Origin of the sequence: Streptomyces sp. NPDC048521 (assembly GCF_043199855.1) — a bacterium.
Lineage (GTDB): Bacteria > Actinomycetota > Actinomycetes > Streptomycetales > Streptomycetaceae > Streptomyces.
The window spans coordinates 62201-88815 of record NZ_JBICWR010000027.1 but is presented as its reverse complement, the minus strand read 5'-3'; the positions used below and the strand labels follow the sequence as shown (position 1 = coordinate 88815).

The following is a 26615-nucleotide window of genomic DNA, read 5'->3' as shown; positions in this document are numbered from 1 at the left end:
TTCCGTCGCGCCCGTTTCGCGAGGAATCTCCCCCCGCACGGGCGACACCCAGTGCCCCCAGCAGACCCTCGACACACCCACCCCCACCACCAAAACCGAACACACGACCGATTACAGTGCAGGCCACGACGGTCGTGGCGTACGGCTCCGGGTGATCGCAGCCGCCCAATGGCTGCACGCCACGACCGGCCGCATCACCACCTGCGCCCACTCCTGGATGACCGCCGTCCACTGGGTCACCGACTGCGCCAAGAAGGGCCTGTACACCCCCAGCCGCGCCCACGGCCCCAAATGGGGACCCACCACCATCGCCATCGCCCAGGAGATCGCCGCCCTCACGGAGTGCCGGCCCAGCGTCGACTACCTCGCCCGGAAGCTGAAAGTTGCCGAGCGCACCGTCCAGTACCACCTCGGCATGCTCCGCGAGGCCGGGCTGCTGGTGTACCGCAGCAAGGGCACCCGTGTCCGCGGTGGCGGCAACCAAGCTTCCGTGTTCGAGCGTGTCATCCCCGTCGCCTTCGACGAGGCCCTCGGTATCCGCACGATCGGAGAAGGGGTGCAACGGCGTCCCGTCGGCGCCGCCGAGGAGTCCCGGACCCTGCTGGGGAAGCTGGCGAAGAAGGCCGCCCGGAAGACCCGCCGCCCCCGCCGCCGCACCGGTGTTTCGGGACGAGGGCGTTGCACCCCAATGCAGGGTGGTACTTCCGGCACTTCTTCTACTGCTGGTACTCACTCTCCCTCTGAGAGCAAGCTCGCAAGCGGGGAAGGCAAGTCCCCCACCCCGAAGTCATCCAACCGCGGACCGCGGAAGCTCAACCAGGTTGGTCGCCGCTACCAGCTGGCCCGTGAGCTGAAGCAGATGGTGCCCTGGCTCAACCGCGCCTCCATCCCCCGGCTCGCGTGGATCGTCCGCCACGTTGCTGATGCCGGATGGACTGCCCTCGAGGTCCAGGCCGTCGCCGAGCAGTTGCCCGTCGGCGCGGATGACGCCCGCCGCCCGTCCGGGCTGCTGGCCTACCGGCTCGCGTCCTGCCACCTGCTGTACACCACCCCCGAGCGTCGCAAGGTCCTGGTGGAGGCGTGGCAGGAGTCCCGTGCCGCCGAGCAGGCCCGCCACGATGACGCCGCCTACAGCGGCCTCGGCGCCGACCGCACCCCCACCCGGGTCAGCGTGCAATCCCTCGTCCGCGAAGCGTTCCGCCGCACCCGGGAGATCGCCGCCGGCCCCGTGGACGACGCCGACTGCTTTGAAATCCCCGTAGAGACCGCGCCCGAGCCGGTCGACCTCGAGGACCTGGACCGCGCACTAGTCCTGGCCAGCCGTGCCGAGGCCGCCCAGGACTTCACGATCATCTACAACGCGCTCGCGACCGGCATGAGCGAACGGGACGCACGCCGCCTGTACACCAACTGGCTCGTCGACCAGGCCCTCAACGCCCAGCGCACCCTCACCCCCGCCTTCTGAGGAGACCCGCCGTGCCCGACACCTCCCAACCCGCCGACTTCCTCACTGTGCCCCTCGCCGCCGGCGGCAGCTACACCCGCCTGGACAGGCTCACCGACGGCCGGGTCATGTGCTGCCTGTGCTTCACGTACTGCACCCGCGACCAGCTCAACCCCGTCGACGGCGACGTGGAGGACGTCTGCACGCCCTGCGCCCGCATCGAAGCCGCCGTCGCAGACGTACCCGGTCACGCCTGCCGAGTCGCCCACGCCCCTGGATGGGGCGGCGACATCCAGGTCTGCACCCGGCCCCACGGCCACGACGGCTACCACCGAGACGACCGAGTGCAGGGAGACCAACCGTGACTAAGACCCCGCAGCTGTCCGGGAAGGACCTCGCCCGGCAGGCCCTCGCCGCCTACAAAGCCACCGCCCGCACAGCACCCACCAACACCCCGGCCAAGCCCCGCCGCAAGCCGAGCACCCGCCGCGGTGACGGACGCGACCCCATCAGCCTGGCTGCCGCCATCACCGGACTCGGCGCAGACCTTCCCCTTGAGGCCGGCGTCGCCGGTGGCACCCTCCTCGACCAGTGGCCCGAGCTGTGCCCGCACCTCGTCGGCCGCGTCGAACCCACCGGCTACGACGAACAGACCGGCCGCCTCGATCTCCGGCCCGGCACCCACGCCTACGCCGCCCAACTCCGACTCCTCGGCGGCCAGCTCGCCAAGCAGATCAACGACAAGCTCGGCCGCTCCACAGTCCGCAGCATCCGTGTCCTGCCCGTCGGCAACGTCACCGCATCCACGTCGGAACCAGCCACACCCCAGACGTCGGAGCCGCAGGGACCAGTGAAGACCCGCGAGACCGCCTCACCCGGATACCGGGCCACCCTCCAGGCGGCCCTCACTCACCGGCGACCCCACCAGCCCACCGACCCCTACACCCTCGAAGCCATGGCCCGGCAGGAAGCCGCCGCCCGCGCGAACCGAATCCCCGAGCCGGCGGCCGACCTGGACCAGATCACCCCGCGCGAGGTCGACCGCAGCGACGCCGTCCGCCGAGCCGCACTCGCCCGTAAGCGGCAGGAGCAGGCCGGCCTCACCGAACCCCGCCGCGCGTTCGACGTCGCCTGAGAGGACACCCCGTGACCGACACACCGTCCACCGAAACGCTTGAGCAGCGCAAAGCGCGCATCGCTATGCTGCGCCGACTGAACGCCGTCCTGCCCAAAGAGAAGCGCCACCCAATCCCACCACTGCACGGACCCGCAGAGCCCCAACCCGCTGACCCCCCACAGCCCTCCGCGGACGACCTGCTGTCCATGCCCCGCCGCGCCTACGCCCAGCTCGTCTGCGAGACCCTCTCCAGCGGCAAGGACGACCTCTGGGACCTCTACCTGGATCCCCGACTGATCCAGCTCACCCACTCCGTCCTCACCCGCAAGCAAGCCGCGGTCGCCCGACTGAAGAACGACCCCAGCACCCAGGCAGGGCGCCGCCGCCGGAACTTCCTCGACATGCTGGAGAACCGAATTCAGCAAGTAGAGGACGTCCTACCGGACTCGGTGTGGACGTCAGACAGGGATACGACCCGTCGACTCTTCGCAGCGATCCAGGCGCACCGCCGTGCCCTCACCGCCAACAACGTCACACCCGAGTCATGGGACCTCGCCCTCTGGCAGACGGTCGACGACCTCTCGGTAGGGCAGCAGACAGACGACTGAGCGGAGGGAACACCGCAGCGGATGTGGTGCAACGTGGTCGCCGATCACCACGCACGGATCGGAGCCGCCATGCCGCAGCCCACCACCGCCAGCCGCTACCCCGACGCCTGGCACGCCGCCGAAGAAGACCAGGAACAGGCCTTCCTGGACGACTGGATCCGCGGCCGCATCTGCATGGCCACCCTGCAGACCTGCCCCGCCCAGCAGCCTGCGGCGACCGTCGTGCCCGCCCTCATCACCGCCGGGAGCTGCTGATGCCCATCACCGTGAACGTAACCGCGGCAGCGTCCGCGAGGGAGATCGGCGCCCAGGTCGCAGCAACCATCCGGCACGCGAGGCCGAAGCCGGCACATCACTACCCGCGGCCCCCGGTCACCGTCCTCCACGGCGACCTGTTCCGAGAGCCGGTGTACGAGGACGGGCAGGCCTACGCCGACCCGGACGACGCAGACGATGGTGAGGGCGCGTGATTATCACGGCGTGATAATCACGGCCCCTGCCCGGGCGCCGCCATCACCGGCTCCCGAATATCACGGCGTGATAATCCAGGCACCCGCGAGGGTGAAACCCCATCAAGAACCGCACACCGGGTGCCACTCCAACCACAGAGGTCAGTAAGGTGACGCCATGGCCTCTCCATACCCCGACGGAGACCGGGAAAAGGTGGCGTCCAAGCTGCCCTCGGCCCTCCAACAAGCACTCAAGGTCCGCGCCGCCGAACTGGGCCTGGACATCCAGGACGCCGTCGAGGCAGCCGTCACCAACTGGCGCACCAGCGACCGCCCCAACAAGGAAATCGACACCGCCGGCGCCAGGTCCTTCTCCACCTGGCTTCCGCCCGGCCTCTTCAACGACTTCCGGGACACCTGCAACGACCGCGGCGTCTCCATCATCCAGGGCCTGGCCCAGTCGATTCGGAACTGGCTGGATGACCACCCCTCCCCGAACTCCGCGCCCTCCCGGGAACCGAGGCGCATCATCTCCTGCAACCAGAAGGGCGGCGTCGGCAAGACATCGGTGTCCCTCGGCATCTCAGAGTCGTTTGCCGAAGACCAGGAAACCGGCGCCGCAGCGCTCCGCCGGTACATCGAAACGCTCGCCTACAACGATCTGCAGCGCATCGGGAAGACCCGAACCGAACTTCTCGAGCAGGTCAGCGCCGCGTGCGTAGGAAGCCAACGAGTACTGGTCGTCGACTACGACCCGCAGGGCCACCTCACCAGCCAGCTAGGCATCGAATGGATCCCCCGCGGTGCGGACAGCCTCGTCACACACATGGTCGGAAAGGGCGAACGTGATATCCGCGACCATGTGGTCGCGGTAGACGATCCGCGCTACGCCGGGCGCCTACATGTCCTACCGGCATGCTTCGACGGCTTCCTCCTGGACATGGAAATCACCCTGGCCGCAGCCAATACCCGCGGCTTCCAGAAGGAGCACGCTCTCGAACGTGCCCTTAAGCCGCTCGAGGACGACTACGACATCATCATCATCGACTGCCCGCCAAGCCTCGGCCTCGCCATGGACGCTGCCCTCTACTACGGCCGGCGCCGCCGCAACGAAAAGCCCGGCCAGTCCGGCGTCGTCGTCCCCGTCCTCGCCGAAGACTCCTCCGCCATCGCGTTCAACATCCTGGCTGAACAGATCGAGGAACTCTGCAAGGACCTCGGCCTCGAGATCGACTATCTCGGTCTCGTGGTGAATCAGTACGACGCCCGCCGCGGGTACGTCGCAACGTCCTCCCTGGAGAGCTGGCAGGGCATGGAAGAGCAGCGTGTCCTCGCCGTCATCGGAGACCTCAAGGAACAGCGGGAGGCGGTTCGCTTGCAGCAGCCGCTGTTGTCCTACGCGCCGAGCAGCGCTCAGGCGAACATCATGCGTCTGATCGCTCTGGGGGTCAGCCAGTGAGCAAAGCCGATCAGCTGAGCCGAAGCGCTGCGTTCAGCAAGGCCGGTACAGTGCGCAGCTCCCGGCGAGACGCCTTCAAAAACGCCATGAGCGGCGACAGCACGGACCTCTCCACGGTCACCGAACTGCCAGTCACCCTCATCAGCGACAACCCAGACAACCCGCGTAACCACCTGCGTAACCTCGATGAGACCGTAGAGACCGTCCGTGAGGTCGGCATCATCCTGCCGATCGTGGTGGCCACCGTCGACGCCTACCTCCGTGATCGACCCGACCGCGCCAACGACCTCGACGACGGCGCCCAGTACGTCGTGGTCGACGGCCACCGCCGTCTCGAGGCCTCCCGCCGCGTCGGCCTGGCAGTCATCCCCGTCCGTGTCGACAACGCCCGCGTCGCCACCGACGAGACCCTCCTCGAGGCCGCGTTCATCGCGAACTACCACCGCGATGACATGACCGACCTGGAGGAAGCCCACGCCTTGCAGCAGCTCGTGGAGTACTACGGCTCGCAGACCAAGGCGTCCAAGCGCCTCGGTATCGCCCAGTCCACGCTCGCCAGCAAGCTGTCCCTGCTGAAGCTCACCCCGGAGTTGCAGAAGGACCTCATGACCGGTGAGCGGCGTGTCGAGCACGTCCGCAACCTCGGGAAGCTGTCGCCTGAGGAGCAGAAGGCGAAAGCGGACGAGCGAGCGGAGGTCGCCCGCAAGAAGGCTCAGGCGAAGGCCCGGCCGATCGTGGAGGTGTCGGCCGGCCCAGCGGATTATCACGGCGTGATAATCCCGGAGGCAGCTGAACAGCCGGCCCGCCCGGTGTCCACGGTGGAGTTGAAGGGTGCGCCCGCACGAGAGGATCCGGCGGAGTCCATCCCCGAACCGCGGCAACAGACCACCAGTGAAGCGATGCGCGCCAGCCGTCTGTCGAAGCCATCGCCCTTCCCGTACGACAGTCCGGGGTCGGCTGCGATGTACCTCGTGCAGAAGACGACCACCGACGACTTCTTCGAACTGGTGCGGCTCCTCAACGCGAAGGCCCTGGAGATGGATCCCAGTCGGCTCGAGTCGATCGTCCGCTCTCTCCTCGGGATGCCGTCTACGGCCAGTTAGCGCGATCCTCAGCGGCCCAGTTTCCTCGCTCATGGTGGTGGGGTGGCAGGGCCGCTTTTCTGTGTTCACCAGCAATACTGACTTTGAGTCAGGATTGGGGCGGGTTGCCGGGGTTTCTCAGTCGCTCGTTCGGGTGATCGCGCCACTGATGGGTTCACATGCATATGCCCGCCTGCTGTGGTGGAAGTGCCGGTTCCCTTTCGGTGGTCGGACGCCCGGCCGGGGAAGGGGTTACCCAGGGGCGTCTGCGAGGTTCGCAGCCCTCCAGGCGCCCCGCCTCTCCCCGCAGCGGCCACGCACAGCACGGGACACCCCGCCAGGGCTCTGACCAGGACCGGGGAACAGGCTCTAGGCGTTGCGGAGTTCCGGCTTTAGACTCACGTCTCAAGAGACGGGTACGCCCACAAGCCGCCCACGAGGTATCCGCCCTGACGCGAACCCCGATGCCGTCGGCGACACCATCCCGGTGCGGCAGGGAAGTAATCCAGCAACGTCAACTTTTCACACCGGGTAATCGTTCGAGCCATCTGCGTGACTGAAACCGGTCACGGTGGCATTAAAACCGAACCCGATATCCCCCACCGGCACAAATTGATGCCACAGTGGCAATCCCACGGTATGGACTGGCAGCTGTACCAAGGGAGGGCTCCCCGCCCGACCAGCGGGGAGCGTTTCGAGGACCCTTCCCACTGCCGGAGGAGCGGAGCCCTGCATGTCCGCAGCAGAGCCGGCCGACCCCACCCGCACCCGCACGTTGAACACGGGAGCTGTTGGGGCCGTAATCGATATCACCAAGCGCCGCCGCGGCGGCGCCCACGCAGCGGCCCAGGGACGGTGGAAGAGCATGGGGACCTCACCCCGGCACAACCCCGACCCTCACGAGCCGAGCGCCCTGGAGCTGTTCGCGGATGACATCGAGACATCCTTCAACTCCATCAACCAGTCCCTCACCGACCCGCGCACCGCAGCCGCCTTCCTGAAGACGCTCGACATCTGGCAACGGGCCCTCGAGGGATCCCACGCAACCGGCCTGATCACCAGTGAGCAGCTGGACGAACTGGTGACGGTCATAAGGGGGATGCGGGAGGCACCGCGACTTGTCTGAATATGCCGGGGGTTCGTGCAACTTGCCCCCCGGTACGACAGACCAATCTCTACAACTGTCTGTTGATCATCTCTCACAAAGCGTTCAACTCCAGCCACTTGCATGCCATCATGGGGCGTCCGGAATACCCGGAGTGACAACATCCGGCCTCCGGCGCGCGCCCCTTGCACCGTGAGTAAGGACGTCCCGCGCCCCAGGGGGCCGCCTAGGGGACGGGGACCACACCCATGGGCACCACGGACAGCAACACCGACGGCGCGGCCTCGAGACTCGCCCAGCTCCACGCCTACTTCCGTGAGCATCCCGTCAACGGACCCGACGGCCACTCGTACATCAGCTCCGAACCCCGACCCACCACGGTCACCCCCGGCCTGCCCTTCAACGCCGGCATCGTCGACCACATCCAGGCCTCCGTTCGCGAGGTCATCGACCACACCCGGGCCGCCAACCCCGACGCCGGCCCGCTCCCGGACCACGTCCACGAGGTGTACGCCTGGGCGCACCAGCACACCGAGAACGCCCCCGAGGATGTCCAGCAACGCCGCGACACCCTGGAGTACCGGCACCGCCTCGAACACGCCATCGCCGCCGGCGACTACTCCGTCATCCGCCCGCACCGCTGCCCCGACTGCGGAGCCCCCGGACTGCACTGGCAGGAACACCTCGGCGTCGCCCTCTGCGTGAACCGGCACTGTGCCCGCCGGAACGGGGGAACCCACCGGCAGTACGACCTCGCCCGCCTCGCCTACGAGCACATCCAGACTCGCAAAAATCTTCGACAGGAACGTGCAACCTGATCGGGGGTACACGAGTCGTAACTAGCACCAACCGGCATCTTCACACCACCAACACAAACGGACCACCAGGATCACCACCCGTCATCGGCCGCCGTAGCTGCGAACTGTGGCCGTCCGATTCCGGGAGGCCACATGGCCATCACCACCCTCAGCCCCGACACCTGCGGCACGCCGGCCATCGAGGACCCCGTGTCCCTCAAGGAGGCCGTGCTCATGTTCCGTGAAGCGAACATCCGCATATCCGACGACACCATCCTCCGCTGGGCGCGTCAGGACGGCCTCCGGATCGAGCGGCGCGGCCGCAAGGTGGTCGTCGACTACAGCGATCTGCTGGAGGCGTACACCCGCAGGTACCCGGTGCCAGGTCGCTCCTGACGCCGCGTCGGTCCCGGTCAGCACGGCCCCGTCCCCTTAGGAAAACAGGGGGAGCAGGGGCCTTTTTCATGCCCGAACCCAAGGCATCCCAACGAATGCATTGCATCGCAATGCGTTGAGCGGTACGGTGGTGTCACCGATAAGGCAACAGCCCCCCAACCAGGGCTGATTGACCCCATCCGCACCCCCTGGAGCCACCGTGACGCTGATGACGCATGCCCGCGCACGCCTCGAAGCCGACTACAGCAGCCTCACCCCGGCCGCCCAGGACCGCTTCGACCATGTCATGGACCGCGCCGACAACACCGCCGACAACGGCGAGTTCACCGCCCTGATGCTCGCCGCCGCCTCACTCGCCGGCCTCGACATCCCCTACGGCGCCGAGGTCCGCAAGTGCGGCTGCTCCTGCTACTGCGGCACCGTCTTCGACCCGGCCGACCCGGACGCCCACGTCATCGAGCAGTCGGCCGGCTTCAACCTCGGCCGCCACCAGTGCCCCACCTGCGCCGACCGCCACCGCGAAACCGCCTGACCCACCACAGACTTCCCGGCCACGCATGACCACCACACTGCGCGGCCGGGACGCCAACCCCCGGGAGAACCGCCATGCGCCCCACCCAGAACGTCCTCCAAGACATGGCCGCCGTCATCAACATCGAGGGCCTCCACCGCGGCGAACAGTTCGGCGAACGCGGCGACATCGACCGTCTCGACATCTGCGCCCACGCCTTCCTCGTTGCTGAATGGCACGGCCCCCTCCGCGTCCCCGCCGAGTTCTTCACCGACGAGCTGGCATCGATCCGCCTGATCGAGTCCAGCCCGGGCGCCATAGCCGCGATCCGCGCCATCTCCGACGCCCTGGACTCCACGGTCGACGAGGAGGAACTGGCCCCCGGCTTCTTCGTCCCGAACTACATCTCCCACGTCTCCAACTGGGTCCGCACCGCTTCCCCAGTCGCCCCGAAGCGGCCGCCCACCACCAGCGAAGTCATCGGCCGCATCCTTCGCGCCGCCAACACCCTCACCACCCAGACATCCGGCGCCCGGCCCGGCTTCACCGACGCCTACGGGCTCTGCACGACCTGCCATGGCCACGGAACGCTGATGGTCGACGGCGAAGAGATCCCCTACGCGGAACTCAGCCCGCGCCGCAAGCAAGGTCACGACCTGGGACACCGCTTCTACCGGAACACCAGCAAGCCCTGCCCCGACTGCGACGGCCAGGACCGCGTCACCGATGTCGTCGTGTCCGCCTACGAAGCCTCCCTCTGACTGAAAGGCCACCCCCATGAGCCTCATGACCCCCGAGACCACCCCCACCGGCTCCGCCGACTCCTACAACGACGGCTACACCGACGGCGAACTCGCCGCCATCACCCACCTCCCCTCCCACCGCGTCCACGCCCGCGCCTCCATGGCCGACCAGTACGACCCCCTCTACGCCCAGGGCCTCATCGACGGCTACCTCCACGCCATCCAGGTCAACGCCGCTCTTATGGAGAAGGAGCAGAGCTGATGACGAACCTGACCGAGGACCTCGCCAGGGCGCAGGCCGAGCTGGCAGACATCAAGCAGGAGATGACGAACTACGTCATGGTCCCGCCAGCGGAGTACGAACTGCTGCGCCCGACCGGTCTCGCCGACGAACTGAACAGGATCGGCGCCAAGATGGCGTCCCGGCGGATCCAGGCGGCCGAGGCCGTCGCCTGGCAGGCCCTGAACCTGAGCCCGTTCGAGAACGAGACCGCCAGGCAGTTCGCCGACCGCATCCGCTTCTACGCCGAGCGGAACCACCCCGAACTGATCATCCGCTTCGAACACTCCCGCATCGAGGTCTACAAGCTCGCCGACTTCTGCGGCTGCGACCCGAACGCCGAGGACTACGACGACCAGCACGCCGAGAGCGACGAGGACGGCCGCTCCCTCTGCGACAAGGGCTTCCTCGGCTACGTCTGCGGCAACTGCGAGAACGAGGACGGCGACGGGCCCGACTGGAACCCGGACCGCTACGAGTGGCCCTGCCCGTCTGTGGCCGCACTGGATAAGCCCACCCAGGCGCCGGCGCAGAGGTGACCTGGCCTGACGGCATCGCCCTCGCCATCGGCCTCACCACCCTCGCACTCCTCACCCACACCCCCCACCACCAACGGAGCACCACCAGAACCCAGCACAGGACGGAGGCCGGACATGACCACCACCCGCACCGCGAAGAAGACCACGCCCGCCCGGAAGAACCCGGCGAAGAAGACCCCCACCCGCCGGCCCGCCGCTAAGAAGACCACCCCGCCCCTCCCCAAGCGGCCCCGCGACTTCATGACCGACGGCCAGGGCTACGCCATCGTCTCCGCCCGCATGGTCGGCATCACCACCCCGCACATCCGCGACTGGCGCGACCACCGCGACGGCCAGATCACCCGCCCCCTCACCGACGACAACGGCGCGCGCAGCCTCCTCCACTACGACCTGCCCACCCGCACCCTCACCTGGCAGGCCACCTGCCCCATGGGCGCCACCCACATCTACCGCCTCGACACCCCCTCCACCGCGGCCGCCGCCCGCGTCCACGCCGACCGGTGCACCGAAACCCACGCCAGCCTCACCCACATCCCCCGCCTCACCCGGGATGAACTGACCGAACTCGGCATCCACACCGGCCCCACCCTCGCCAAGCAGCTCCCCGGAGAGCCCACCACCGAGTCGATCCCAGTCCCCATACCGACCCGGCCGCGCGCCCTCGGCGACGCCCTCACCCGCGCACACACCGCGGCCGCCGACACCCAACCCATCCCCGTCATCACCGCCGACTTCGGAGGGGACGCCTAATGGCCACGCGCACAGCGACCGTCGTGATCGTCGAATGCGACATCTGCGGCAGCCCCCACGACATGGACGGCATCGTCCTCCACTTCACCACGGACAACGAAGGCATCAACACCGTGATCGACAGCGGCTGGATGCGCCTCGACGACGGCCGGCTCATCTGCCGCATCGACGACTTCGTCCACGACATGGCGCGCATCCCCGGCGTGCACCTCTGACCCGCCGCCCCACCAGATGACCACCGGCTGGCGGGAGCGGCGCCCCAAACAGAATCCCCGCCGGGGTCCAGCCGACGGGGATCCACCACCACCATCCCACGAAGGAACCCGTGAACAACCTCAAGCCCGTCACCACCGATGAGTGGGCCGCATCACCCACGTCCGCTGGCCTCGAACCCGGCCCCGCTCTCGGCGACGCCCTCACCCCACACGAAGCACGGCAGAAGGCTGAGGCCCGCGTCGCCGAGCTGGAGGAAGAACTGCGCCAGCTCCGAGGTGAGTTGGATGGCTGACGCCGACCAGGCCTACGTCGACACGCTCGCCCAGCAGCTCTGCACCCAGCACGCAGCACTCGTCACCAGCCTCCAAGACGACCTCGCCCTCGCCCGAGCCCGCATCGCCATCGTCGCCACCTGGATCCACAACGACGCCTACGACGACACCGCCCGCCGGCACCTCGCCCAAGCCCTCGGACTCCCCGAACCCACACCACGCACGGAGCCCCGGTGACCGAAGAGGAAGCCACCTGCACCGGCAAAACCCCGTTCCACACCCGCAAAGCAGCCAAACAACGCGCCAACCAGATACGCCGCCACACCGGCAACCGCATGCGCGCCTACCAATGCCCGTTCTGCGCCGCCTACCACCTCGGCCACCGCCCCGGACACGCCACCCACCTCCGCAGCGGCCACCACCGAACCAAGGAGCCCACCACGTGAGCATCACCGCCCCCACCCTCCCCCAGGCCTACGAATGGGAGACCGAACCCCGCCTCACCATCGCCGTCCACGGCCTCCCCGGCCCCCAAGGCAGCAAGACCCCCGTCGGATGGGGACGCAGCCGCAAGACCGGCAAAGCCATCCCCCTCATGCGGGAATCCTCCAAGAAGGTCAAGCCCTGGCGAGAAAAGGTCACCGACGCCATCACCACCGCCATCCTCCGCGGCGACGCCCACCCCCTCACCGGCCCCGTCCGCGCCGACGTCACCTTCACCATGCCCAAGCCGGCCAGCGCCCCCAAACGACGCCGCACCTACCCCGCCGTCAGCCCGGACATCGACAAGCTCGTCCGCTCCACCTTCGACGCCATCAGCACAGCCAAGGCGTGGGAGGACGACGGCCGCGTCATCGAATCCCGCAGCCGCAAGGTCTACCCCGGAGAACACCCCGAAGCCCTCACCCAGCCCGGCGCCATCATCCGCCTGTACACCCTCACCGGAGCCCTCGCATGACCGCCACCACACGCCTCGGCACAACGCCCGCCGCGCCCTGGAACTGGCGAGACTTCGCTGCCTGCCAGGGCGTCGACACCGAAACGATCTTCTCTGAGCAGTCCCGGGACCAGGAGCAGGTACAGAAAATCTGCCGCGGCTGCCCTGTCCGTATCCGCTGCCTCACCGACGGAATTGCGTTCGAGGACTCCTCGTACATGGTGTGGGGCGTAGTCGGTGGGCTCACTCACCTGCAGCGGCGTGCCCTGCGCGTGGAGGTGCTGCTTGGCAACCGGCCGAACCTGGAGCAGGCCCGCAAGCTGGCGTCGCCGGCGTACGCCCGGTTCATGCACGAGTGGAAGAGCTGGCCGGCCCAGACCGTGGCTGAGGAGCTGCGCAGGCACGGTGTGATCGCGGCGCCGGTGACGGTCCGGGTGGCGCTGTGGTGGATCGGCGCGAAGGGCAGTCTGCTGCGGCCGAAGAGCCCGGGCGACAAGCGGCTGATGTGGGAGCAGGTCCGAGACGAGCACCAGGAGACGGTGTCCCGGCTGCGGGAGATGCGGCTGAGTCTGCAGGACATAGCGGCGTTTGTGGGGGTGTCGCACTGGCAGATCGAGCAGGCGCAGAAGGAGTGGAACAAGGCAGCGAAGACCGTGGATGGGGTGAAGGTGGCATGAGCGAGTCCCTGACTGCGGAGCAGCGCGGCGACATGGTGGAGGCGCTGATGCCAGAGGCTGCCGGCTTGGTTGTGGACGTCCACGAGGGCTCCGCCGACGACGTCAAGACCCGCCTGGCAGGCCTGACCCGGCACGAGTTGGAGGCCCTCGCGGTTGTCCTGGCCGCGGTCGCTGACCCGGACCGGCCGCTGAAGGAGGCGCTGGCCTGGGTGACGTTCGATGAGTACGGGGACAGGCTGCCTCCGTCGCGGACGACGAGGTCGGAGAAGACGGTTCGGGACCTTGCGCCGGCGCTGCGTCGGAAGACGGCCGGAGTGGACGTGGTCGCGGTGAACCGGACCCTGTCTGCGGAGGGTGAGGGTCTGCCGTTGAACCGGGAGGAACGCCGTCTGGCGATCGAGGTTGGCTTGCGGCGTGGCTTGTCCTACCAGCTGGTGGCGCAGCGCCTCGGTATGGAGGTCGACACGGTACAGAGGTCGTGGGAGCGGATTAAAAAGCGGGCCCGGGACGCTGGTGAACCGGTTCCACAGCGGCCGCTGGTCGCCGTGTCTGACGTGGCTTGACCTGGCCCGTCTTGAAGGTATCGAACTAGAGAAGGGAGCGGTGGCGTGAGCCTGCCGACACTGAACGGAACCGCCCGGCTGATGGACGACCCCCAACTGCGCTACGGCGCTTCCGGTGGAGCCGTTGTTACGGTGCGCCTGGCGTTCAACTCAAGGAAGAAGGACCCGCAGTCGGGTGAGTGGAAGGACGACGCTTCATTCTTCGTGGACGGAAAGGCGTTCGGGCCGGCCGCTGAGAACATCGCTGAGACCCTGTCCCGCGGCCTCGAGGTCGTAGTGTCCGGGCGGATGAAGACGGACAGCTGGGAGAAGGACGGGGAGAAGCGGTCGCGGCCGGAGCTGCTCCTGGACTCGATCGGCCCGTCCCTGCGGTCGGCGACGGCAAAGGTGACGAAGGCCAGTGGCGGTTCGGGTCAGGGCCGGCAGGAGGCGCGTCAGGCGGTGCGTCAGGGGGCGTCCAGCGCGCCGGCGGACGATCCGTGGGCCAACGGGTCGGCGGGGGGCGGTCAGGCGGGCGCGTGGGGTGACGAAGCGCCGTTCTGAGTTGTCCGGGTGGGTGTGAGGGGTCTGGCCTTCGGGTTGGGCCCCTTTCGCATTGACGTCCCTCCCGGTCAACGCATTGCGATGTCATGCATTGGGGGGTAAGCTATAGGTATTCAAGCCCCACCCAACCCATCTCCTGGGGGACTCCCATGCCGACCCTGCGCCTCATCGAACCCAACGGCTACTCCGTCCCCGGCGGACTCCGCACCGTCACCCCCGACACCGAAGCGCAGGCCCGCACCGAACTCGAAGCCCTCGCCGTCCAGGAAGCCGCCCAGTGGGCCGACTTCGGCTACCACCCCGGCGACTACCGGATCCTCACCGACCCGGCTTCCTGACCGCGGTCCCCTTCGCCCCCTCGCGGGGACCGCCGGCCGCGTACCCCCAGCGCCGCTCCCACTGCCCCACTCCGGACCCCCTGCGGGGTGGGGCAGTTCCTATACCCGCCGCCTGAGCCCCGCCCATCGCAACCCAACACCCGAAGGACACCGCATGAACAGCACGCCCGACCCCCGCATCCGCCAGCTCGCCAAAGCCCGCCAGCAGGTGACGCACGACAACACGAACGGCGCCGTCCCGCAGTGGGCGGGCCTGTCCAAGGGAGCGCAGCGCATCATGCTCGGCGAGGCCGCCGCCTGGCTCCGCGCCGCCATTGCTGCCGGGATCGCGCCCGCCGTCGAACGCCCCACCGACGACCACGACGCGGTCTACGTGGACGACGAGGGCCTGCTCTACGCCGAGTACCGCACCACCCCCGCCTCCGACGCGATCCTCCGCCTCGTGTGGGCCGACGAGATGGCCGAGTCGAAGGCCGACCTGGAAGAGCGGGGCGCCACCTTCCGCCTCATCGGCTGGAGCAAGTAGCCGCCCGCCTGACTGTCCGCCCTCACACCCCTGGAGACCCGAATGCCACACGACCCGCAGCTCGACCTCGACGCCGCCGACACGGTGATCGCCGCCTACCAGCAGCACCCCGACCTCGGGTTCGCCTGCTGCTCCGCGCACCCGGCTGCCGACGCCGCTGCCGCCATGGCCGCCGAGATCCGCCGCCTCCGCGCCGAACTCGCCACCGCGAACGCCCGCCTGGACGCCACCGCGCGGCTCGCCGGACGACAGGAGACCAAGCTCCGCGAACTCGGCGCCCCGGCCACCGTCGACGCCATGTCCGTGACGAGCGACCCCGAGCCCGGCACCCACCCGTGCGGCCACGACGACTACCACGACCCGCACGAGTGGGCCGACCGGCCCGGCGTCTGGTGCCCCGGCATCAGCTACGCCGACGACGCCGTGCCCGCCGCCCGGCCGTGACCGCACCCACACCAACCACCAGGAGCAGCACCATGACCGACCGGCAGCCGTACTACCGCGACGAACAGGTGACCCTGCTCCTCGGCGACGCCCTGGAACAGATGCGTACCCTGGCCGCTGGCTCCGTCGACTGCATCGTCACCTCGCCGCCGTACTACGGGCTCCGCGACTACGGCACCGAAGGCCAGTACGGGCTGGAGGCCACGCCGGCCGAGTACGTCGAGACCATGCGCGCCCTGTTCGCCGAGGGCCGCCGTGTGCTGGCCGATGACGGGACGCTGTGGCTCAACCTCGGCGACTCCTACAGCAGCGGTCAGGGAGCGCTGAACACTGGCTTCAACGAGCGCTGGCACGGCGAGGGAACCGGTGGGCAGCGGAAGCAGGAGAAGGGCCGTCCGTCTCGCCGCCGCGACGGCGCCGAAGTGGCGGCCGCCCGCCGGGCCGTGACCGGCATGCCTTCGAAGAACTTGCTGATGATCCCGGAGCGGGTCGCCATGGCCCTTCAGGATGACGGCTGGATCCTTCGCAACAAGATTGTGTGGCACAAGACGAACGCCATGCCGGCATCCGTCACCGACCGGCTTTCCAACCGCTACGAGCACCTGTTCCTGTTCGTCAAGTCGGAGCGGTACGCGTTCAACCTGGACCCCATCCGTGAGCCGCACGCGATGCGCCCGCAGCGCAGGCCCTCAGGCCGCAAGGCGCGGCGACCCGATGCGGTACTTCCCTCGCAGACGTACTCAACCTCGCAGCGCGACGAGCCCGGAGTCGACGGCCACCCCCTCGGCCGGAACCCGGGCGACGTCTGGTCGATACCGACGAGGCCCTACCCGGCCGCGCACTTCGCGGTGTTCCCGATCGACCTGCCGCTGCGCTGCATCAAGGCTGGCTGCAAGCCCGCCGGCACCGTCCTGGACCCGTTCTCCGGCTCGGGTACGACCGGCGCTGCGGCTCGCCAGCTCGGCCGGAAGTACATCGGCATCGACCTCAACCCGGCCTACCACGACCTCGCCAAGCAGCGGTTCGCGCAGGGCGTTCTCGACTTCAACGGCGCCGCGTGACCCCACCCACGGCAAGGCCTGGGCGCGTCGTTACCGCGCCCAGGCCGGCCCCAGCCTCCCACACCACGACCGACCGCCCGCACCAGACATCTGGAGTGACCGTGACCGACACCGACCCGACCGCCGCTTCAGCCGGCTGGATCGACGGCGACCCGCTGATGGAAGCCATTGCCGCCGCCGTGTGGGAGCACTGCGGCACCGACGAGTGTGGGGTCGTCACCATTGACGACCCCCGGAACATCGCCGCCGTCGCCGCCCATGTGGCCCGCACCCACTCGTCTGCCGGCCCGGCGCCCGCCACCGACCGGGACACGCTGCGGGAGCGGATCGCCGAGGCCGTCGACCGCGTCTTCGAGTCGTGGCGGCAGGGCCTGGGCGAGACCCGCCCGCAGGACGCGGTGACCGATGCGGTCCTGGACGCCGTGCCGCCCGCGCCCGACCAGCAGACCGCCGTGCTCGCCGAGCACCTGGTCGAGCGGTGCCCCGACCACGGCTGTGTCGAGCCCGCGTGGGAGGACGGCTGCCACTGCGAGGTCGTGCCGCTGCTGCGTCGTCTGGCTGGCGAGGCGCATCAGCCCCGAAAGTCCACCGCCGAGAAGGCCGCGGACCTCGGCCTGACCGACACGGAATACCGGGCGCAGTCCCATGCTGCCGCCGTCGCCACGATCCGGGCCGCGATCCCGGGCATGTACGCGCACGTCGGCTTCCTCCTGGAGGACGTCCTCAAGGAGGCCGAAGCGGCGCAGCAGGACCCGACACAGGACGGCAGGGCCACGCTCCCGTGCAACTGGGCCAGGACCCGGCAGCCCCACACCCAGCACGACTGGGAACCGCAGCCCGGCATGGACCCGGTGCACTGCCCCGGCCACCCCGCGAAGCTCCCGCCGATGGACCCGGTGCACATCCTCGGCATCGGTGCCGACGCCGCCGTGGCGCGGTCCGGGCAGCCCGACACGGAGCCGCGTCTGGGGGGTGGAGAGTGACCACGCCGTCCCGGCGTATCGGGTCCTTCGGTGACCCGCTCACCGATCGGCAGCTCCGCACGCTGCAACTGGCCGCCGAGGGCCTGACGCAACGGCAGATGGCCAGCAAGCTCAGCATCCAGGAAAGCAGCGTCAGCTACCTGGTGTCGGAGGTTCTGGTCAGGTTGGGTGCGCACAACATCACTCATGCCGTGTTTCTGGCGTGCAGGGATGGGGTGCTGGAGCCGCGGCGTCGGCACGGTGACCATGCGGGGTTCGTTGCTCATCAGCGGCGTGGTGAGGACCCGTGGGCGTGTGAGTTGGGCTGCCCGGAGGGTGAGCGTGCGTATCGGCGGGGTCGGCGTGCTGCTCGTAAGGCCGCCGCAGTCTGACACAGAAACGGACATCTTAGACACCGCCGTCGGCGGGTAAGACCGATCAACCGGGAGCACCTCGTGATCCGCAAATACCTTCCCGCTCTCCTCTCCACTGTCCTGTACATCGGCTTCGGTATCGGTCTCGGCCTGCTCTGGTGGGCGGTGACTGGCCGGACGGACATGCCGTGGTGGCTGGCCATCCTCCTCGTCGCCCTGGTGGGCTGGATATCCGACCTCACCGAGCAAGTCCTGCGTGGCTGGCGTCACCGCCGGCAGCGCACCGTCCGCCGTACCCACGCCCGACCCCGACCCCGTCCCACAACCCGGAAGGCGGCCTGATGGCTGACGAACTCCGCCGGACCCAGGCTTATCTCAGGATGGCGCAGCAGCACGCCCACACCGCCGATGCCGAACGGGCCGAGATGGAGGCACAGCTGCTCACCGAGCGGGCGGTCTCCGCCCGGGCCAATGCGCGCGCCGCACGCTCCCAGGCGGAGGCGGTGACCGCTCAGGCTGCGGTTGCGGGGGTTCGTCGTCTCTGTGAGATGACCATCTCCGACTCCGTTCGCGTCCAGGCTGTGGCGCAGGCCCGCGACACGCTGGCCGTCATCGACTCCATCACCGAGGGCCAGCCGCTCCCCGGGGACGCGGCCTGGCATTCCGTGTGGCTCCACGGCGACTGGCGCTGGCTGACGAAGAACATGACCACCCCGGAGCGGGAGCACGCTGCTGACGCCGTTGCCCGCTACAGCGCTCACCTCAACGCGGAAGACCCGGACCTCGAGGCCGAGATCGACGGCCTGCGCTGGTGGCGGGAGAACGGCCGGTGACCGCGGGTGGGTCGGCGTCCCAGTGGGGCCAGGAGCAGCGTGAGGCGGCCCGGCGGGGCCTGTGGCGGCGTGTCCTGGCCGTCCTGGGGCTGAGCCCGGCCGCGCGGCGGGCGGACGCCCGTGCGGCTGCCTGTGACGCCGGCGCGGTCGGTGAGCAGCGCACCGCGCAGCTGTTACGTCCCCTCGAGGCGGCGGGCTGGACCGTGTTACATGACCGGGCGATACCCGGCGCCCGCAGGGCGAACGCCGACCATGTACTGATCTCGCCGGGTGCGCGCCCGTTCCTGGTCGACTCGAAGCTGTGGTCCGTTCGGTATCCGGTGCATGCCGCGGGCGGGACGTTGTGGCATGGGCAGGCCGGCCGGAAGCAGGCAGACCGTAGTCAGTCCGTGCGTAGCGTCTTGTACGAGACGGGTCTGGTGGGTCAGGCGTTGGGGGTGCCGGTGCAGCCGGTGATCGCCGTGCATAACGCTTCTGTCGCCGACGGCGGCTTCATGGTGCAGGGCGTGCCGGTGGTGCCCGCGGGCCGTCTGGTGGAGGTGCTGCTGGGCAACGACTGGCCTAGGAATTGGGTGGCAGCGGCTGCGCTGGCGCGGAGGGCGCGTGTGGTTCTTCCGCCGTATCTGGGGTGAGGCGTAGCGTTGGCCGGGCACGGAGGGGGCGCCCTGAGCGTGGTCACGACATAGCCCGCTGCTTGGGGGATCTCCCCAGGTGGCGGGCTGTTTTTTCATGCCCATAGAATCGGTCGTAATGTTCGATGATCTGCCGCCTGACCTGGAGCGCCTCGAGGTGCTGCGTACCTGGCATGTGATGTGGGTGGAGCGGATCGACGCGAAGATGGCCCGCCTGCGGGAGCGGGAGGCGCAGCAGGCCCGGGTGGCGGCCGCCACGGAGGAGCGGGCGCCGGACTGGTTGATCGAGTACGGGCTGAACCGGGACGCGATTCCGAACGCCGTGCACACGGGGGACTGCACGATGGCGGGGAAGCGGTCGAAGGGCGTCGACTCGAACACGGCGCGGCGCGCGCTCGCGGGCGGGGTGGCCGCGTGCACGTTCTGCCGGCCGGACACCGAGCTGGGAATCCTCGAGGGGTGAGCGCACGACCGCTCCGCCACGACGGGGGATGCGTGGCGGAGCGGACGAGTTCAGTGTGGCACGCAGCCCTGACAGCGGCCCCCGGATCGTGGTCAGGGCTGCCGGAGGTAGTAGTTGGCGAGCATCTGCCGCAGGCCGCGCAGGTCGAACTCGGTGGTGAACTTCCCGCCAGCCGTAGAGGGCGGGTTCCCACGGTTCGGGCTGCAGAGCAGCGGGCGCAGGCCGGCCGAGTTGCGGACGCATTCGCCGTTCTCCACCACGCCGTCCCGGTCGAGGTCGGTGTTGGGGTGGTCGAGGCCAAGGATGTGACCCAGCTCGTGCGAGACCGCGTCCTTGCGGCGGGCCTCGTTCGTGGTGGCGTTCGAGGAGAACCAGGTGCTCGAGGTCCAGTACTCGCTGTCCATGTAGAGGTGGCCGCCCCACGCGGAGCCGTCGGCTATGGCGTAGCAGGGCCGGGCTTGGCTCATACCCTTGGTGCCCATGGGCCGGTAGGTGTAGTGGACGACGATGCGGTGCCGGGACGGGCAGGTTGCGGTGGTGGTGTCGATCGTCGTGGACACGGTGATCTTCACGCCGATGCTGGTGGTGACCTGGGCTGCCGGCCCGGTGAAGTACTTGGTCAGCTTCGTCCGCGCGGTGCTGTTGGCGAAGACGATTGTGTACGGGTCGGGGGAGAGGCTGTAGATGCCCTGGGCGGTTTCGGCTTTCCACCCGGTGCCCTTGTAGAGGGGGGTGGTGGCGGCTCGGGCGTCGGTGGCGGAGGCGAGGAGCAGCGCGAGGACGGTGAGCGCGGCCGCGATCAGGGCGGCGAGGGTGCGGCGGGTTCGTGCGGGTTTGGGCGTGGGCATGCCCTTCAGTCTGGACACGAACCCGGGCCGCGTTCCCTCCGCTCAGACGGCGCCCTTGCCGTCGAGGGCACGGATGGTGGGGCAGGGGTGCGGTACTGCGTAGTCCGGGTAGTCCCGTTCGGAGCAGTGCTCGCAGTCACCGGTGTATTCGTTACGTCTGTGCAGCTTCCGTACTTCCTGAACGCTGGCCAGGAGCTGGTCGCGGGTGGGCTTCTGGTACGGCTGCCACCACTCGGGCGGCTCGACCTTCAGCGGCACGGCGACGGTACGGCGGGCCACGTTCTCTCCCCGCTCGTCCAGATGCTTACGTCCGTCCTGGTCCAGGTCGAAGACCTCGCAGCGCAGAAACCGTCCTGCGGAGCCTTCGTCGATGGTCATGTCGGCGTCCAGGGGGACGGCATTGGGGTCGATGCCGTTGGCGGTGAGCCAGGCGCACAGGGCCTGACGGCGGTCGTCTTCCGGGTGCTTGGCCATCAGGCACCTTCCTCGGACGGCTGGAGGGCGACGGCCGGGTACTGCTGGGCGCCTTCGGGTACCGGGCGCGGTTTCACCGTGCCGCCGAGAGGATGGAATGCCGGGCCCAGGAGAGGGCGTGTGGCCGCGGGGAAGGTGACGAGGTGTTGGCCGGTATCGATGCACAGGTCGTTGGGGCCGATGATGCGGATGCGGCCTTCGTTGAGTCCGATGGGGTCGACGCTGATGAATGCGACGGTGTCGCCTTCGTGGAGGGGGCGTCCGCTGTAGTCGACGGCCGGGGGCGGGGGCGTGTCGGTCATGCCTCTACGGTGGCGCGGTTCTGGCGCGGTGTTCCCTCGGCCCGTGGGGCGTGAGCCCTGGTGCCGGCTGCTTCCCCTCAAGCCGACACCAGGGGGCACGCGGTGAGGGTCAGCCCCAGCCGGTGTCGAGGGGGATGGGGAGGTTGATGGGGAGGATGTCGCCGGGCGGGGTGCCCCAGCCGGTGTCGTCGGTGGTGGCGGATGCTCCCCATGTGGTGTCAGCCTTGTGTGCGGCGACGGATTCCGTGGCGATGAGGGTGCCGGTGGCCACGGCGGTGGCGAGTGTGAGGGAAGCGATGAGTCGTTTCAGTGGCTTCTGCACGCGTGTTTCCTTTCTGTAAATGGTGGCGGACACGATAGCGGGGCGCCGTCCCGGTTTTTGCTCGTGTTCCGATCCTGCTGCGAAATCCCCTTGGCTGTACGGGTCTTCCTGGCAGCAGTAGACGCGTGTGGCTTTTGGGGAGGATGCGGAGTACGAGCGCCGGGGGACGCCCCGGTCATACGGTGCCGTAGGCTTGTTTGGTTATCAACGTTGTGCGGGTGCGGGTGCGCGCAGTGCGGGAACTCGCATTTGATCTAGGGTATTTGACGGAGGGTCGGATCCTTGGCCATAGGTAGCGTGCACGGTGATGGGGAAATCTTGTCGGCGGGTGCGAAGCGCTTGTATGGGGCGTATGTGCGGCAAGACTGGGTGCAGGCAGAACGTATTACCGACGAGTATCCGAACGTGTACGGTGAACTCGTCTCATTCGGCCTCATTCAGGAGGACCCGGACAGGCCCGGCAAGCCAGTGGTACGGAATCCGAAACGAGCCCTGGAAAACGTCCTGTTCTCCCAGCTGGAAGAGGCCAAGCAGCGCGTTGCCTTCATGTCTGCTCTGCCGGATCTGACGAACGAGCTGGCCAGCCAGTACGCCGCCACCACGTTCCGCCCCGGACGCAGCTCCGAGTACCTCGACGACCAGGCCGCGGTGAACTCCCGTATCCGGGACGTGGTGGCCGGCGCGAAAACGGAGATCCTCGCCGCGCAGCCCGACGGCCCCCGGAACAAGGCGATCCTGGACGTGGCTGTCACCCGTGACTCTGCTGCGCTGGACCGGGGCGTGAGCCTGAGGACGGTCTACCGGGACACCGTCCGGGACGACCCGGTGACCGCCGAGTACGCAACCCTGATGGCGAACCGTGTCACGGGCAGCGTCGCCCAGTACCGGACGCTGCCCGGCGAGTTCGAACGAATGATCATCGTGGATCGGGAGCAGGCCTTCATCTCCGACCACATCACCGGCGGCCCTCAACATGCGGCGTGGCATGTCACCGACCGGGCTGTCATCGCTGTGCTGGCGGCAATGTTCGATCAGATGTGGCTGTACGGCGAGCCGTGGACGGGCCTGCTGCGCTCACGGCGTGGCCGGCTCGAGGTAGACGCTGTGTCGGGCCCGGACGGTGTACGGACGTCGGCCAGGCAGCGGCAGATCCTCCGGTACATCGCAGCGGGAGTGTCGCAGCAGGTGATAGCCCGGAGGATCGGGGTTTCGCAGCGCAAGCTGGAGCAGGAGATCGCCGCGTTGAAGGCGTTGTGGGGGGCGTCAACTCTGCCGGAGCTGATCTATGAGTACGCGCTGTCTCAGGACCGTCTGGTCGATGACGGTGAGTGCGCGGCCGCCGGTGCGGAGCCGACGGCGTAGCTCAGTCCTGGATCAGCTTGTGTTCGTCCCGGTGCGCCCCGCAGGTCTGCCCGAACAGATCGGCCCGGCAGGCTCCGGGGCCTTCGTAGGCGTGGTGCCCGATGTGGCCGATGCTGATGGTCTGCTGGCCGTCGAGCGGCGCCGGCGTCCGCTGCGCCAGCTGCGCTTCCACGGCCTCCAGACGCCGAACAATCTCCCGCCGCGACACCCAACGCCTCTTCACTCCTCACCGTCCGGCAGTTCGGGCTGAAGCTCGGCATGGCCCTTCTCTCGCCACAACTGCTTGTACGAGCTGACGTACGTGGCGCAGTCCTGGCGGGCATGAAAGACCGCCGAGCCTGTTCCGAGATCAGGGCGCCACAGATTCGGTCCAGGGAAGCGGACAGCCTTCATACGGGAGGTGATGGGGTTGCCGCAGCCGAGGCAGCAACCGGGCTGGATTGCCATGAGCCGCTCAGTCTGCTGCATGGCGTGGTCGATAGCGGCTTCGGTGGTGGCGTGCGTGCAAGGCGGAATCTCGTTGCACAGACGGCACACGCTGTAGTGCTCGGGCAGGACGTAGAAGGTACGGGATGCTCGGACGGCGTAGTGCTTCGGCTTGGCAGCGGGCTGGTCGGCGGGGCGGATAACAAGGACGAACGGCCGATGCTCCCAGGTGGCCTGTTCGGGCTGGGGACCCATGTCGCGGCCTGATACGACCTGCTCAGCCCACCATTCGGTGTATTCCTGCCACTTCTCCCGGTAGTTGGCGGGCCACAGGTCTAGAGGCCGTTCGGCGATCTGGATGACCTCGTACGCTTTGCGGTCCGACCAAACGATGATCGTTCCTGGTCGAACGACTGTGCTGTAAGACGTCTCCATAACGGGTCGAGTGTCTTCGGAGGCGCGGAGATGCCCCCGCCTGCGGCACTGATCGGGCCACCACTCGTGGACGACGTTACTGAAGTGGATGCGCACAGTCAGTCCTCCTCGTTGGTGCGTTGGCAGAGCAGCAGAAACAGGTCTCGGGTGCGGTCGGCCCACAGGTCGGCTTGGGCTTGGGCGCGTTCGTATTGGGTGCGGATGGCGTCGGTGCTGGCGTGTTCGATGAACTCAGGCCGCAGGTCGGTCACAGGCCGGTCCTGTCGTTGTCGTCCTCGGGGTCGTCGGCGCAGCCGCACCGGACGCCTCCTTGGTGCCGGGGCGGGTCTGCTGGGACGGTGCGCAGGTTGGGGCAGCGCTCGATGGTGGCGACGGCCGGGTACAGGTCGGGGTAGACGAAGCAGGCGTTGATGACGTCGGCAAGGATGTCGGCGTTGAGGGGGATCTCTTCGCCTCGCGGGTGCATGCTGCCGCGAACGTAGCCCATGACGGCAACGTCCTGGACGAGGGCGCGTTCGCGGGGGGTGAGGCTGTCGAGGAAGGCGCGCACTCGCTCGGCGCGGGCCGCCTGCCTCTTGGCGAAGTAGTCGGCCAGGGCGGCGTCCACCTGGCTCTCCCGGTAGTCGGTCACTGGCGGCGCTCCTTGTCCTCAAGGGCGGTGAGGATCCGACGTGCGTCTTCGTAGGGGAGGTCGTGGCAGGCCTGCTCCACCTTGTTGAGGACGTCGTTGGGGACGGTCCACAGTCCGAGTTGGCCTCGGACGCCGAGGATCGGGTGGGTGACGGCGCGGACGTTGGTGAGCTGCCAGTGCCAGGTGTCGGGGAACCCCCACGGTGCGCAGCAGCGCGGCTTGGCCGCCTGGTGGCAGCTGGTGAGGGTGGCGACGGCGACGATCGCACCCCAGTGATGGGGCCAGTCACGGATCATGTCGGCGGGGAGCGCGTTGACGTCCTCGGCCTGGCCGGCGTGGATGAGGATCGTGCTGCCAACGTGCTTGGCGGGGATGGGGCGGGAGCGGTTTTCGATGCGCTTCGGGCCATGGGCGATGGCCGCGGCCCACGGATGTTTCACGGTCAGGGCTCGCACTGGGCGGTCCTCTCAGGGTTGGCGATACGCAGCAGGGCGTCCACATGGCACGGGAGCGACTCGGCGCACCAGCACATGAGGTCGCGGCCGGCGAGATCGCGGCAGATCCGGTCCAGGAGCGTCGGATGGGCGTGCACCCAGTTCTCGTACAGCTCGACCGCGAGGGCGTGGGCGTCGCGCTGATCGTTGGCGGGGACGAGGTCCTTGAGGCCGAGGGGGCGGTGTTGGTCGCGGTGGCCTGCCCACTGGACTGCCCAGCCGGTGCCGGTGGTGAGGTGGATGACGGCCCAGGGGTTGCCGTAGCGGGTGCCGCGGCCAACGTAGATGGGCTTTCGGCCCTGGGCGTCGAGCGGAGCCGTCCATCCGGCCGTCCGCTTTCGCTGGACTCGCTTCGGCATCACTGCTCCTTGTGGCGGGTGCGGTCGACGGTGGCGATGGTGGTGTAGGCGACAGTGAAGAGGGTGAAGAGGAGGCCGGCGGCGGCGTGGGCGAGTGGGGCGGGGAGGTGGCTGATGGTGGTGTCGATGCCGTGGAACAGGCGGACCAGCAGCATCAGGCGTCCGTCTCGGGCTGGCTGGTCTTGAAGCCGTTGCGGGCGACGGCGCGGCGGACGGCGCGGGCCTGGTACTCCCAGAGTGCCTTGTCCTCGTCGGGAACATCGCTCCAGGGCTGGCCGTGCGAACCGAACCGCCAGTGCAGCCACGCGGGCAGCGTGTCTGTCTCGGTGGTCCGCTCCGCAGGCGTGTACTGGCGGGCCAGTGCGGCCAGCCATGCCGGCCAGTCCTCGATGGGCTCCCGGTAGTCCTGGTCGCAGGGGGCGTCCGTCAGTTCACCGTCCTCGCGAACCCAGGAGCCGTACAGGTGGGCGGTGATTCGGTCGGGGAGGTAGTAGAAGAAGACGCGGGTCGGGCGGATGCGGCCGCTGCCGTACTTGTTCTTTACGTCGGGCTGGCCGGCGAGTTGGAGTTCGACGGACTGGGACAGGGGTGTGACGCTGGGCTCGGTCATGGGGTGGGGCTCCCGGGTGTTGGGGGCGTGGTAGGTCAGCCTGCCGCGTGTGGGCGGGGGTGTTCCCTGCGCTTGCGGGTGGGAGATGCAACCCTTCCACTGTACCGGTCTACGCATGGCGTCACAATGTATTCACGGGCATGAATGCATGGGGAGTCCCGGTACCTCGCCCGCCACAACCCCATGAGTGACCGGCAGCATGCCCGCTCGTTGACCCCTGTGCTGTCACAT

47 protein-coding genes are annotated in these 26615 nt (G+C 68.6%); 35 read left to right on the top strand and 12 right to left on the bottom strand.

Features of this window, described 5'->3' with window-relative positions:
• From ACGFRF_RS38545 to ACGFRF_RS38380, 34 genes are all read left to right on the top strand, one after another.
• Positions 1 to 1465: winged helix-turn-helix domain-containing protein (locus tag ACGFRF_RS38545; protein ID WP_393748265.1), on the top strand; the 1465-nt coding region annotated here is incomplete at its 5' end.
• 11 nt (positions 1466 to 1476) lie between these two features.
• Entirely contained in the window at positions 1477 to 1809 is a 333-nt protein-coding gene (locus ACGFRF_RS38540; protein WP_393748263.1) for a hypothetical protein, read from the top strand.
• Positions 1806 to 2579: a DciA family protein gene (locus ACGFRF_RS38535; RefSeq protein WP_393748261.1), complete on the top strand. Its 774-nt coding sequence runs from the start codon at positions 1806 to 1808 to the stop codon at positions 2577 to 2579. The genes ACGFRF_RS38540 and ACGFRF_RS38535 overlap by 4 nt, the downstream gene beginning before the upstream one ends.
• 188 nt (positions 2580 to 2767) lie before the next feature.
• Positions 2768 to 3169: a hypothetical protein gene (locus ACGFRF_RS38530; protein ID WP_393748259.1), complete on the top strand. Its 402-nt coding sequence runs from the start codon at positions 2768 to 2770 to the stop codon at positions 3167 to 3169.
• A 69-nt stretch (positions 3170 to 3238) separates the two neighbouring features.
• Positions 3239 to 3424 (top strand): hypothetical protein, encoded by a 186-nt coding sequence (locus ACGFRF_RS38525; protein ID WP_393748257.1) that lies wholly within the window; start codon positions 3239 to 3241, stop codon positions 3422 to 3424.
• Positions 3424 to 3639, top strand: a complete 216-nt coding sequence (locus ACGFRF_RS38520) for a hypothetical protein (protein WP_393748255.1) — start codon at positions 3424 to 3426, stop codon at positions 3637 to 3639. Before ACGFRF_RS38525 ends, ACGFRF_RS38520 begins: the two co-directional genes overlap by 1 nt.
• A gap of 157 nt (positions 3640 to 3796) precedes the next feature.
• On the top strand, positions 3797 to 5077 hold the full coding sequence (locus ACGFRF_RS38515) for a ParA family protein (RefSeq protein ID WP_393748253.1): 1281 nt from the start codon (positions 3797 to 3799) through the stop codon (positions 5075 to 5077).
• An 86-nt stretch (positions 5078 to 5163) separates the two neighbouring features.
• Positions 5164 to 6180 carry a ParB/RepB/Spo0J family partition protein gene (locus tag ACGFRF_RS38510; protein ID WP_393748251.1) on the top strand — a complete coding sequence of 339 codons (1017 nt, stop codon included), beginning with the start codon at positions 5164 to 5166 and terminating at the stop codon, positions 6178 to 6180.
• 844 nt (positions 6181 to 7024) lie between these two features.
• Positions 7025 to 7285, top strand: a complete 261-nt coding sequence (locus ACGFRF_RS38505) for a hypothetical protein (protein ID WP_393748249.1) — start codon at positions 7025 to 7027, stop codon at positions 7283 to 7285.
• Positions 7286 to 7512: 227 nt separating this feature from the next.
• Positions 7513 to 8082: a hypothetical protein gene (locus ACGFRF_RS38500; RefSeq protein WP_393748247.1), complete on the top strand. Its 570-nt coding sequence runs from the start codon at positions 7513 to 7515 to the stop codon at positions 8080 to 8082.
• 132 nt (positions 8083 to 8214) lie between these two features.
• Positions 8215 to 8457 (top strand): hypothetical protein, encoded by a 243-nt coding sequence (locus ACGFRF_RS38495; RefSeq protein WP_393748245.1) that lies wholly within the window; start codon positions 8215 to 8217, stop codon positions 8455 to 8457.
• A gap of 208 nt (positions 8458 to 8665) precedes the next feature.
• A complete protein-coding gene (locus tag ACGFRF_RS38490; protein WP_393748243.1) occupies positions 8666 to 8989 on the top strand; it encodes a hypothetical protein in 324 nt (107 codons plus the stop codon).
• Positions 8990 to 9063: 74 nt separating this feature from the next.
• Positions 9064 to 9729: a hypothetical protein gene (locus tag ACGFRF_RS38485; RefSeq protein WP_393748241.1), complete on the top strand. Its 666-nt coding sequence runs from the start codon at positions 9064 to 9066 to the stop codon at positions 9727 to 9729.
• A 16-nt stretch (positions 9730 to 9745) separates the two neighbouring features.
• Positions 9746 to 9973 (top strand): hypothetical protein, encoded by a 228-nt coding sequence (locus ACGFRF_RS38480; protein ID WP_393748239.1) that lies wholly within the window; start codon positions 9746 to 9748, stop codon positions 9971 to 9973.
• On the top strand, positions 9973 to 10530 hold the full coding sequence (locus ACGFRF_RS38475; RefSeq protein ID WP_393748238.1) for a hypothetical protein: 558 nt from the start codon (positions 9973 to 9975) through the stop codon (positions 10528 to 10530). The genes ACGFRF_RS38480 and ACGFRF_RS38475 overlap by 1 nt, the downstream gene beginning before the upstream one ends.
• A 114-nt stretch (positions 10531 to 10644) precedes the next feature.
• Positions 10645 to 11280, top strand: coding sequence for a hypothetical protein (locus ACGFRF_RS38470; RefSeq protein WP_393748236.1), 636 nt, complete (start codon positions 10645 to 10647; stop codon positions 11278 to 11280).
• Positions 11280 to 11495 carry a hypothetical protein gene (locus ACGFRF_RS38465; RefSeq protein WP_393748234.1) on the top strand — a complete coding sequence of 72 codons (216 nt, stop codon included), beginning with the start codon at positions 11280 to 11282 and terminating at the stop codon, positions 11493 to 11495. The genes ACGFRF_RS38470 and ACGFRF_RS38465 overlap by 1 nt, the downstream gene beginning before the upstream one ends.
• A 110-nt stretch (positions 11496 to 11605) precedes the next feature.
• Positions 11606 to 11788 carry a hypothetical protein gene (locus tag ACGFRF_RS38460; RefSeq protein WP_393748232.1) on the top strand — a complete coding sequence of 61 codons (183 nt, stop codon included), beginning with the start codon at positions 11606 to 11608 and terminating at the stop codon, positions 11786 to 11788.
• Positions 11781 to 12005, top strand: a complete 225-nt coding sequence (locus ACGFRF_RS38455) for a hypothetical protein (protein WP_393748230.1) — start codon at positions 11781 to 11783, stop codon at positions 12003 to 12005. Before ACGFRF_RS38460 ends, ACGFRF_RS38455 begins: the two co-directional genes overlap by 8 nt.
• Positions 12002 to 12214 (top strand): hypothetical protein, encoded by a 213-nt coding sequence (locus ACGFRF_RS38450; RefSeq protein WP_393748228.1) that lies wholly within the window; start codon positions 12002 to 12004, stop codon positions 12212 to 12214. The genes ACGFRF_RS38455 and ACGFRF_RS38450 overlap by 4 nt, the downstream gene beginning before the upstream one ends.
• Entirely contained in the window at positions 12211 to 12726 is a 516-nt protein-coding gene (locus ACGFRF_RS38445; protein WP_393748226.1) for a RusA family crossover junction endodeoxyribonuclease, read from the top strand. Before ACGFRF_RS38450 ends, ACGFRF_RS38445 begins: the two co-directional genes overlap by 4 nt.
• Entirely contained in the window at positions 12723 to 13382 is a 660-nt protein-coding gene (locus ACGFRF_RS38440; RefSeq protein ID WP_393748224.1) for a WhiB family transcriptional regulator, read from the top strand. The genes ACGFRF_RS38445 and ACGFRF_RS38440 overlap by 4 nt, the downstream gene beginning before the upstream one ends.
• On the top strand, positions 13379 to 13945 hold the full coding sequence (locus tag ACGFRF_RS38435; RefSeq protein ID WP_393748222.1) for a hypothetical protein: 567 nt from the start codon (positions 13379 to 13381) through the stop codon (positions 13943 to 13945). Before ACGFRF_RS38440 ends, ACGFRF_RS38435 begins: the two co-directional genes overlap by 4 nt.
• Before the next feature lie 45 nt (positions 13946 to 13990).
• A complete protein-coding gene (ssb, locus tag ACGFRF_RS38430) occupies positions 13991 to 14488 on the top strand; it encodes a single-stranded DNA-binding protein (protein ID WP_393748220.1) in 498 nt (165 codons plus the stop codon).
• A 149-nt stretch (positions 14489 to 14637) separates the two neighbouring features.
• Positions 14638 to 14826 (top strand): hypothetical protein, encoded by a 189-nt coding sequence (locus ACGFRF_RS38425; RefSeq protein ID WP_393748218.1) that lies wholly within the window; start codon positions 14638 to 14640, stop codon positions 14824 to 14826.
• 154 nt (positions 14827 to 14980) lie between these two features.
• The gene (locus ACGFRF_RS38420; RefSeq protein WP_393748216.1) at positions 14981 to 15352 is read left to right on the top strand and encodes a hypothetical protein; all 372 of its coding nucleotides are present in this window, start codon (positions 14981 to 14983) and stop codon (positions 15350 to 15352) included.
• A 42-nt stretch (positions 15353 to 15394) separates the two neighbouring features.
• The gene (locus ACGFRF_RS38415; RefSeq protein ID WP_393748214.1) at positions 15395 to 15796 is read left to right on the top strand and encodes a hypothetical protein; all 402 of its coding nucleotides are present in this window, start codon (positions 15395 to 15397) and stop codon (positions 15794 to 15796) included.
• Positions 15797 to 15828: 32 nt separating this feature from the next.
• Positions 15829 to 16857, top strand: coding sequence for a DNA-methyltransferase (locus ACGFRF_RS38410; protein WP_393748212.1), 1029 nt, complete (start codon positions 15829 to 15831; stop codon positions 16855 to 16857).
• Between the two features lie 101 nt (positions 16858 to 16958).
• A complete protein-coding gene (locus ACGFRF_RS38405) occupies positions 16959 to 17840 on the top strand; it encodes a hypothetical protein (RefSeq protein WP_393748210.1) in 882 nt (293 codons plus the stop codon).
• The gene (locus ACGFRF_RS38400; RefSeq protein WP_393748208.1) at positions 17837 to 18211 is read left to right on the top strand and encodes a helix-turn-helix transcriptional regulator; all 375 of its coding nucleotides are present in this window, start codon (positions 17837 to 17839) and stop codon (positions 18209 to 18211) included. The genes ACGFRF_RS38405 and ACGFRF_RS38400 overlap by 4 nt, the downstream gene beginning before the upstream one ends.
• A 63-nt stretch (positions 18212 to 18274) precedes the next feature.
• Positions 18275 to 18535 carry a hypothetical protein gene (locus ACGFRF_RS38395; RefSeq protein ID WP_393748206.1) on the top strand — a complete coding sequence of 87 codons (261 nt, stop codon included), beginning with the start codon at positions 18275 to 18277 and terminating at the stop codon, positions 18533 to 18535.
• Positions 18535 to 19026 carry a hypothetical protein gene (locus tag ACGFRF_RS38390; protein WP_393748204.1) on the top strand — a complete coding sequence of 164 codons (492 nt, stop codon included), beginning with the start codon at positions 18535 to 18537 and terminating at the stop codon, positions 19024 to 19026. The genes ACGFRF_RS38395 and ACGFRF_RS38390 overlap by 1 nt, the downstream gene beginning before the upstream one ends.
• Positions 19023 to 19658 carry a nuclease-related domain-containing protein gene (locus ACGFRF_RS38385; protein ID WP_393748202.1) on the top strand — a complete coding sequence of 212 codons (636 nt, stop codon included), beginning with the start codon at positions 19023 to 19025 and terminating at the stop codon, positions 19656 to 19658. The genes ACGFRF_RS38390 and ACGFRF_RS38385 overlap by 4 nt, the downstream gene beginning before the upstream one ends.
• 118 nt (positions 19659 to 19776) lie before the next feature.
• Positions 19777 to 20121: a DUF6233 domain-containing protein gene (locus ACGFRF_RS38380; protein WP_393748200.1), complete on the top strand. Its 345-nt coding sequence runs from the start codon at positions 19777 to 19779 to the stop codon at positions 20119 to 20121.
• Positions 20122 to 20213: 92 nt separating this feature from the next.
• Here ACGFRF_RS38380 and ACGFRF_RS38375 read toward each other — a convergent pair whose 3' ends face one another.
• The 4 genes from ACGFRF_RS38375 to ACGFRF_RS38360 all read right to left on the bottom strand — a co-directional run bounded on the left by ACGFRF_RS38375 (position 20214) and on the right by ACGFRF_RS38360 (position 22067).
• A complete protein-coding gene (locus ACGFRF_RS38375) occupies positions 20214 to 20969 on the bottom strand; it encodes a hypothetical protein (protein WP_393748198.1) in 756 nt (251 codons plus the stop codon).
• Between the two features lie 42 nt (positions 20970 to 21011).
• Positions 21012 to 21443, bottom strand: coding sequence for a hypothetical protein (locus ACGFRF_RS38370; protein WP_393748196.1), 432 nt, complete (start codon positions 21441 to 21443; stop codon positions 21012 to 21014).
• Positions 21443 to 21745 (bottom strand): hypothetical protein, encoded by a 303-nt coding sequence (locus ACGFRF_RS38365; protein ID WP_393748194.1) that lies wholly within the window; start codon positions 21743 to 21745, stop codon positions 21443 to 21445. Before ACGFRF_RS38365 ends, ACGFRF_RS38370 begins: the two co-directional genes overlap by 1 nt.
• A 109-nt stretch (positions 21746 to 21854) precedes the next feature.
• Positions 21855 to 22067 (bottom strand): hypothetical protein, encoded by a 213-nt coding sequence (locus ACGFRF_RS38360; RefSeq protein ID WP_393748192.1) that lies wholly within the window; start codon positions 22065 to 22067, stop codon positions 21855 to 21857.
• 282 nt (positions 22068 to 22349) lie between these two features.
• Here ACGFRF_RS38360 and ACGFRF_RS38355 point away from each other — a divergent pair, with 282 nt between their 5' ends.
• Entirely contained in the window at positions 22350 to 23429 is a 1080-nt protein-coding gene (locus ACGFRF_RS38355) for a hypothetical protein (protein WP_393748190.1), read from the top strand.
• A gap of 1 nt (position 23430) precedes the next feature.
• Here ACGFRF_RS38355 and ACGFRF_RS38350 read toward each other — a convergent pair whose 3' ends face one another.
• The 8 genes from ACGFRF_RS38350 to ACGFRF_RS38315 all read right to left on the bottom strand — a co-directional run bounded on the left by ACGFRF_RS38350 (position 23431) and on the right by ACGFRF_RS38315 (position 26384).
• Positions 23431 to 23601 (bottom strand): hypothetical protein, encoded by a 171-nt coding sequence (locus ACGFRF_RS38350; RefSeq protein WP_393748188.1) that lies wholly within the window; start codon positions 23599 to 23601, stop codon positions 23431 to 23433.
• A 47-nt stretch (positions 23602 to 23648) separates the two neighbouring features.
• On the bottom strand, positions 23649 to 24290 hold the full coding sequence (locus tag ACGFRF_RS38345) for a hypothetical protein (RefSeq protein WP_393748187.1): 642 nt from the start codon (positions 24288 to 24290) through the stop codon (positions 23649 to 23651).
• 98 nt (positions 24291 to 24388) lie between these two features.
• Positions 24389 to 24541, bottom strand: coding sequence for a hypothetical protein (locus ACGFRF_RS38340; protein ID WP_393748185.1), 153 nt, complete (start codon positions 24539 to 24541; stop codon positions 24389 to 24391).
• A complete protein-coding gene (locus tag ACGFRF_RS38335) occupies positions 24538 to 24921 on the bottom strand; it encodes a hypothetical protein (RefSeq protein ID WP_393748183.1) in 384 nt (127 codons plus the stop codon). The genes ACGFRF_RS38340 and ACGFRF_RS38335 overlap by 4 nt, the downstream gene beginning before the upstream one ends.
• Entirely contained in the window at positions 24918 to 25376 is a 459-nt protein-coding gene (locus tag ACGFRF_RS38330) for a hypothetical protein (RefSeq protein ID WP_393748181.1), read from the bottom strand. Before ACGFRF_RS38330 ends, ACGFRF_RS38335 begins: the two co-directional genes overlap by 4 nt.
• Positions 25364 to 25774 carry a DUF4326 domain-containing protein gene (locus ACGFRF_RS38325; RefSeq protein WP_393748179.1) on the bottom strand — a complete coding sequence of 137 codons (411 nt, stop codon included), beginning with the start codon at positions 25772 to 25774 and terminating at the stop codon, positions 25364 to 25366. The genes ACGFRF_RS38330 and ACGFRF_RS38325 overlap by 13 nt, the downstream gene beginning before the upstream one ends.
• Positions 25774 to 25929 (bottom strand): hypothetical protein, encoded by a 156-nt coding sequence (locus tag ACGFRF_RS38320; RefSeq protein ID WP_393748177.1) that lies wholly within the window; start codon positions 25927 to 25929, stop codon positions 25774 to 25776. The genes ACGFRF_RS38325 and ACGFRF_RS38320 overlap by 1 nt, the downstream gene beginning before the upstream one ends.
• Entirely contained in the window at positions 25929 to 26384 is a 456-nt protein-coding gene (locus ACGFRF_RS38315) for a hypothetical protein (RefSeq protein WP_393748175.1), read from the bottom strand. Before ACGFRF_RS38315 ends, ACGFRF_RS38320 begins: the two co-directional genes overlap by 1 nt.
• Positions 26385 to 26615: the final 231 nt, after the last annotated feature.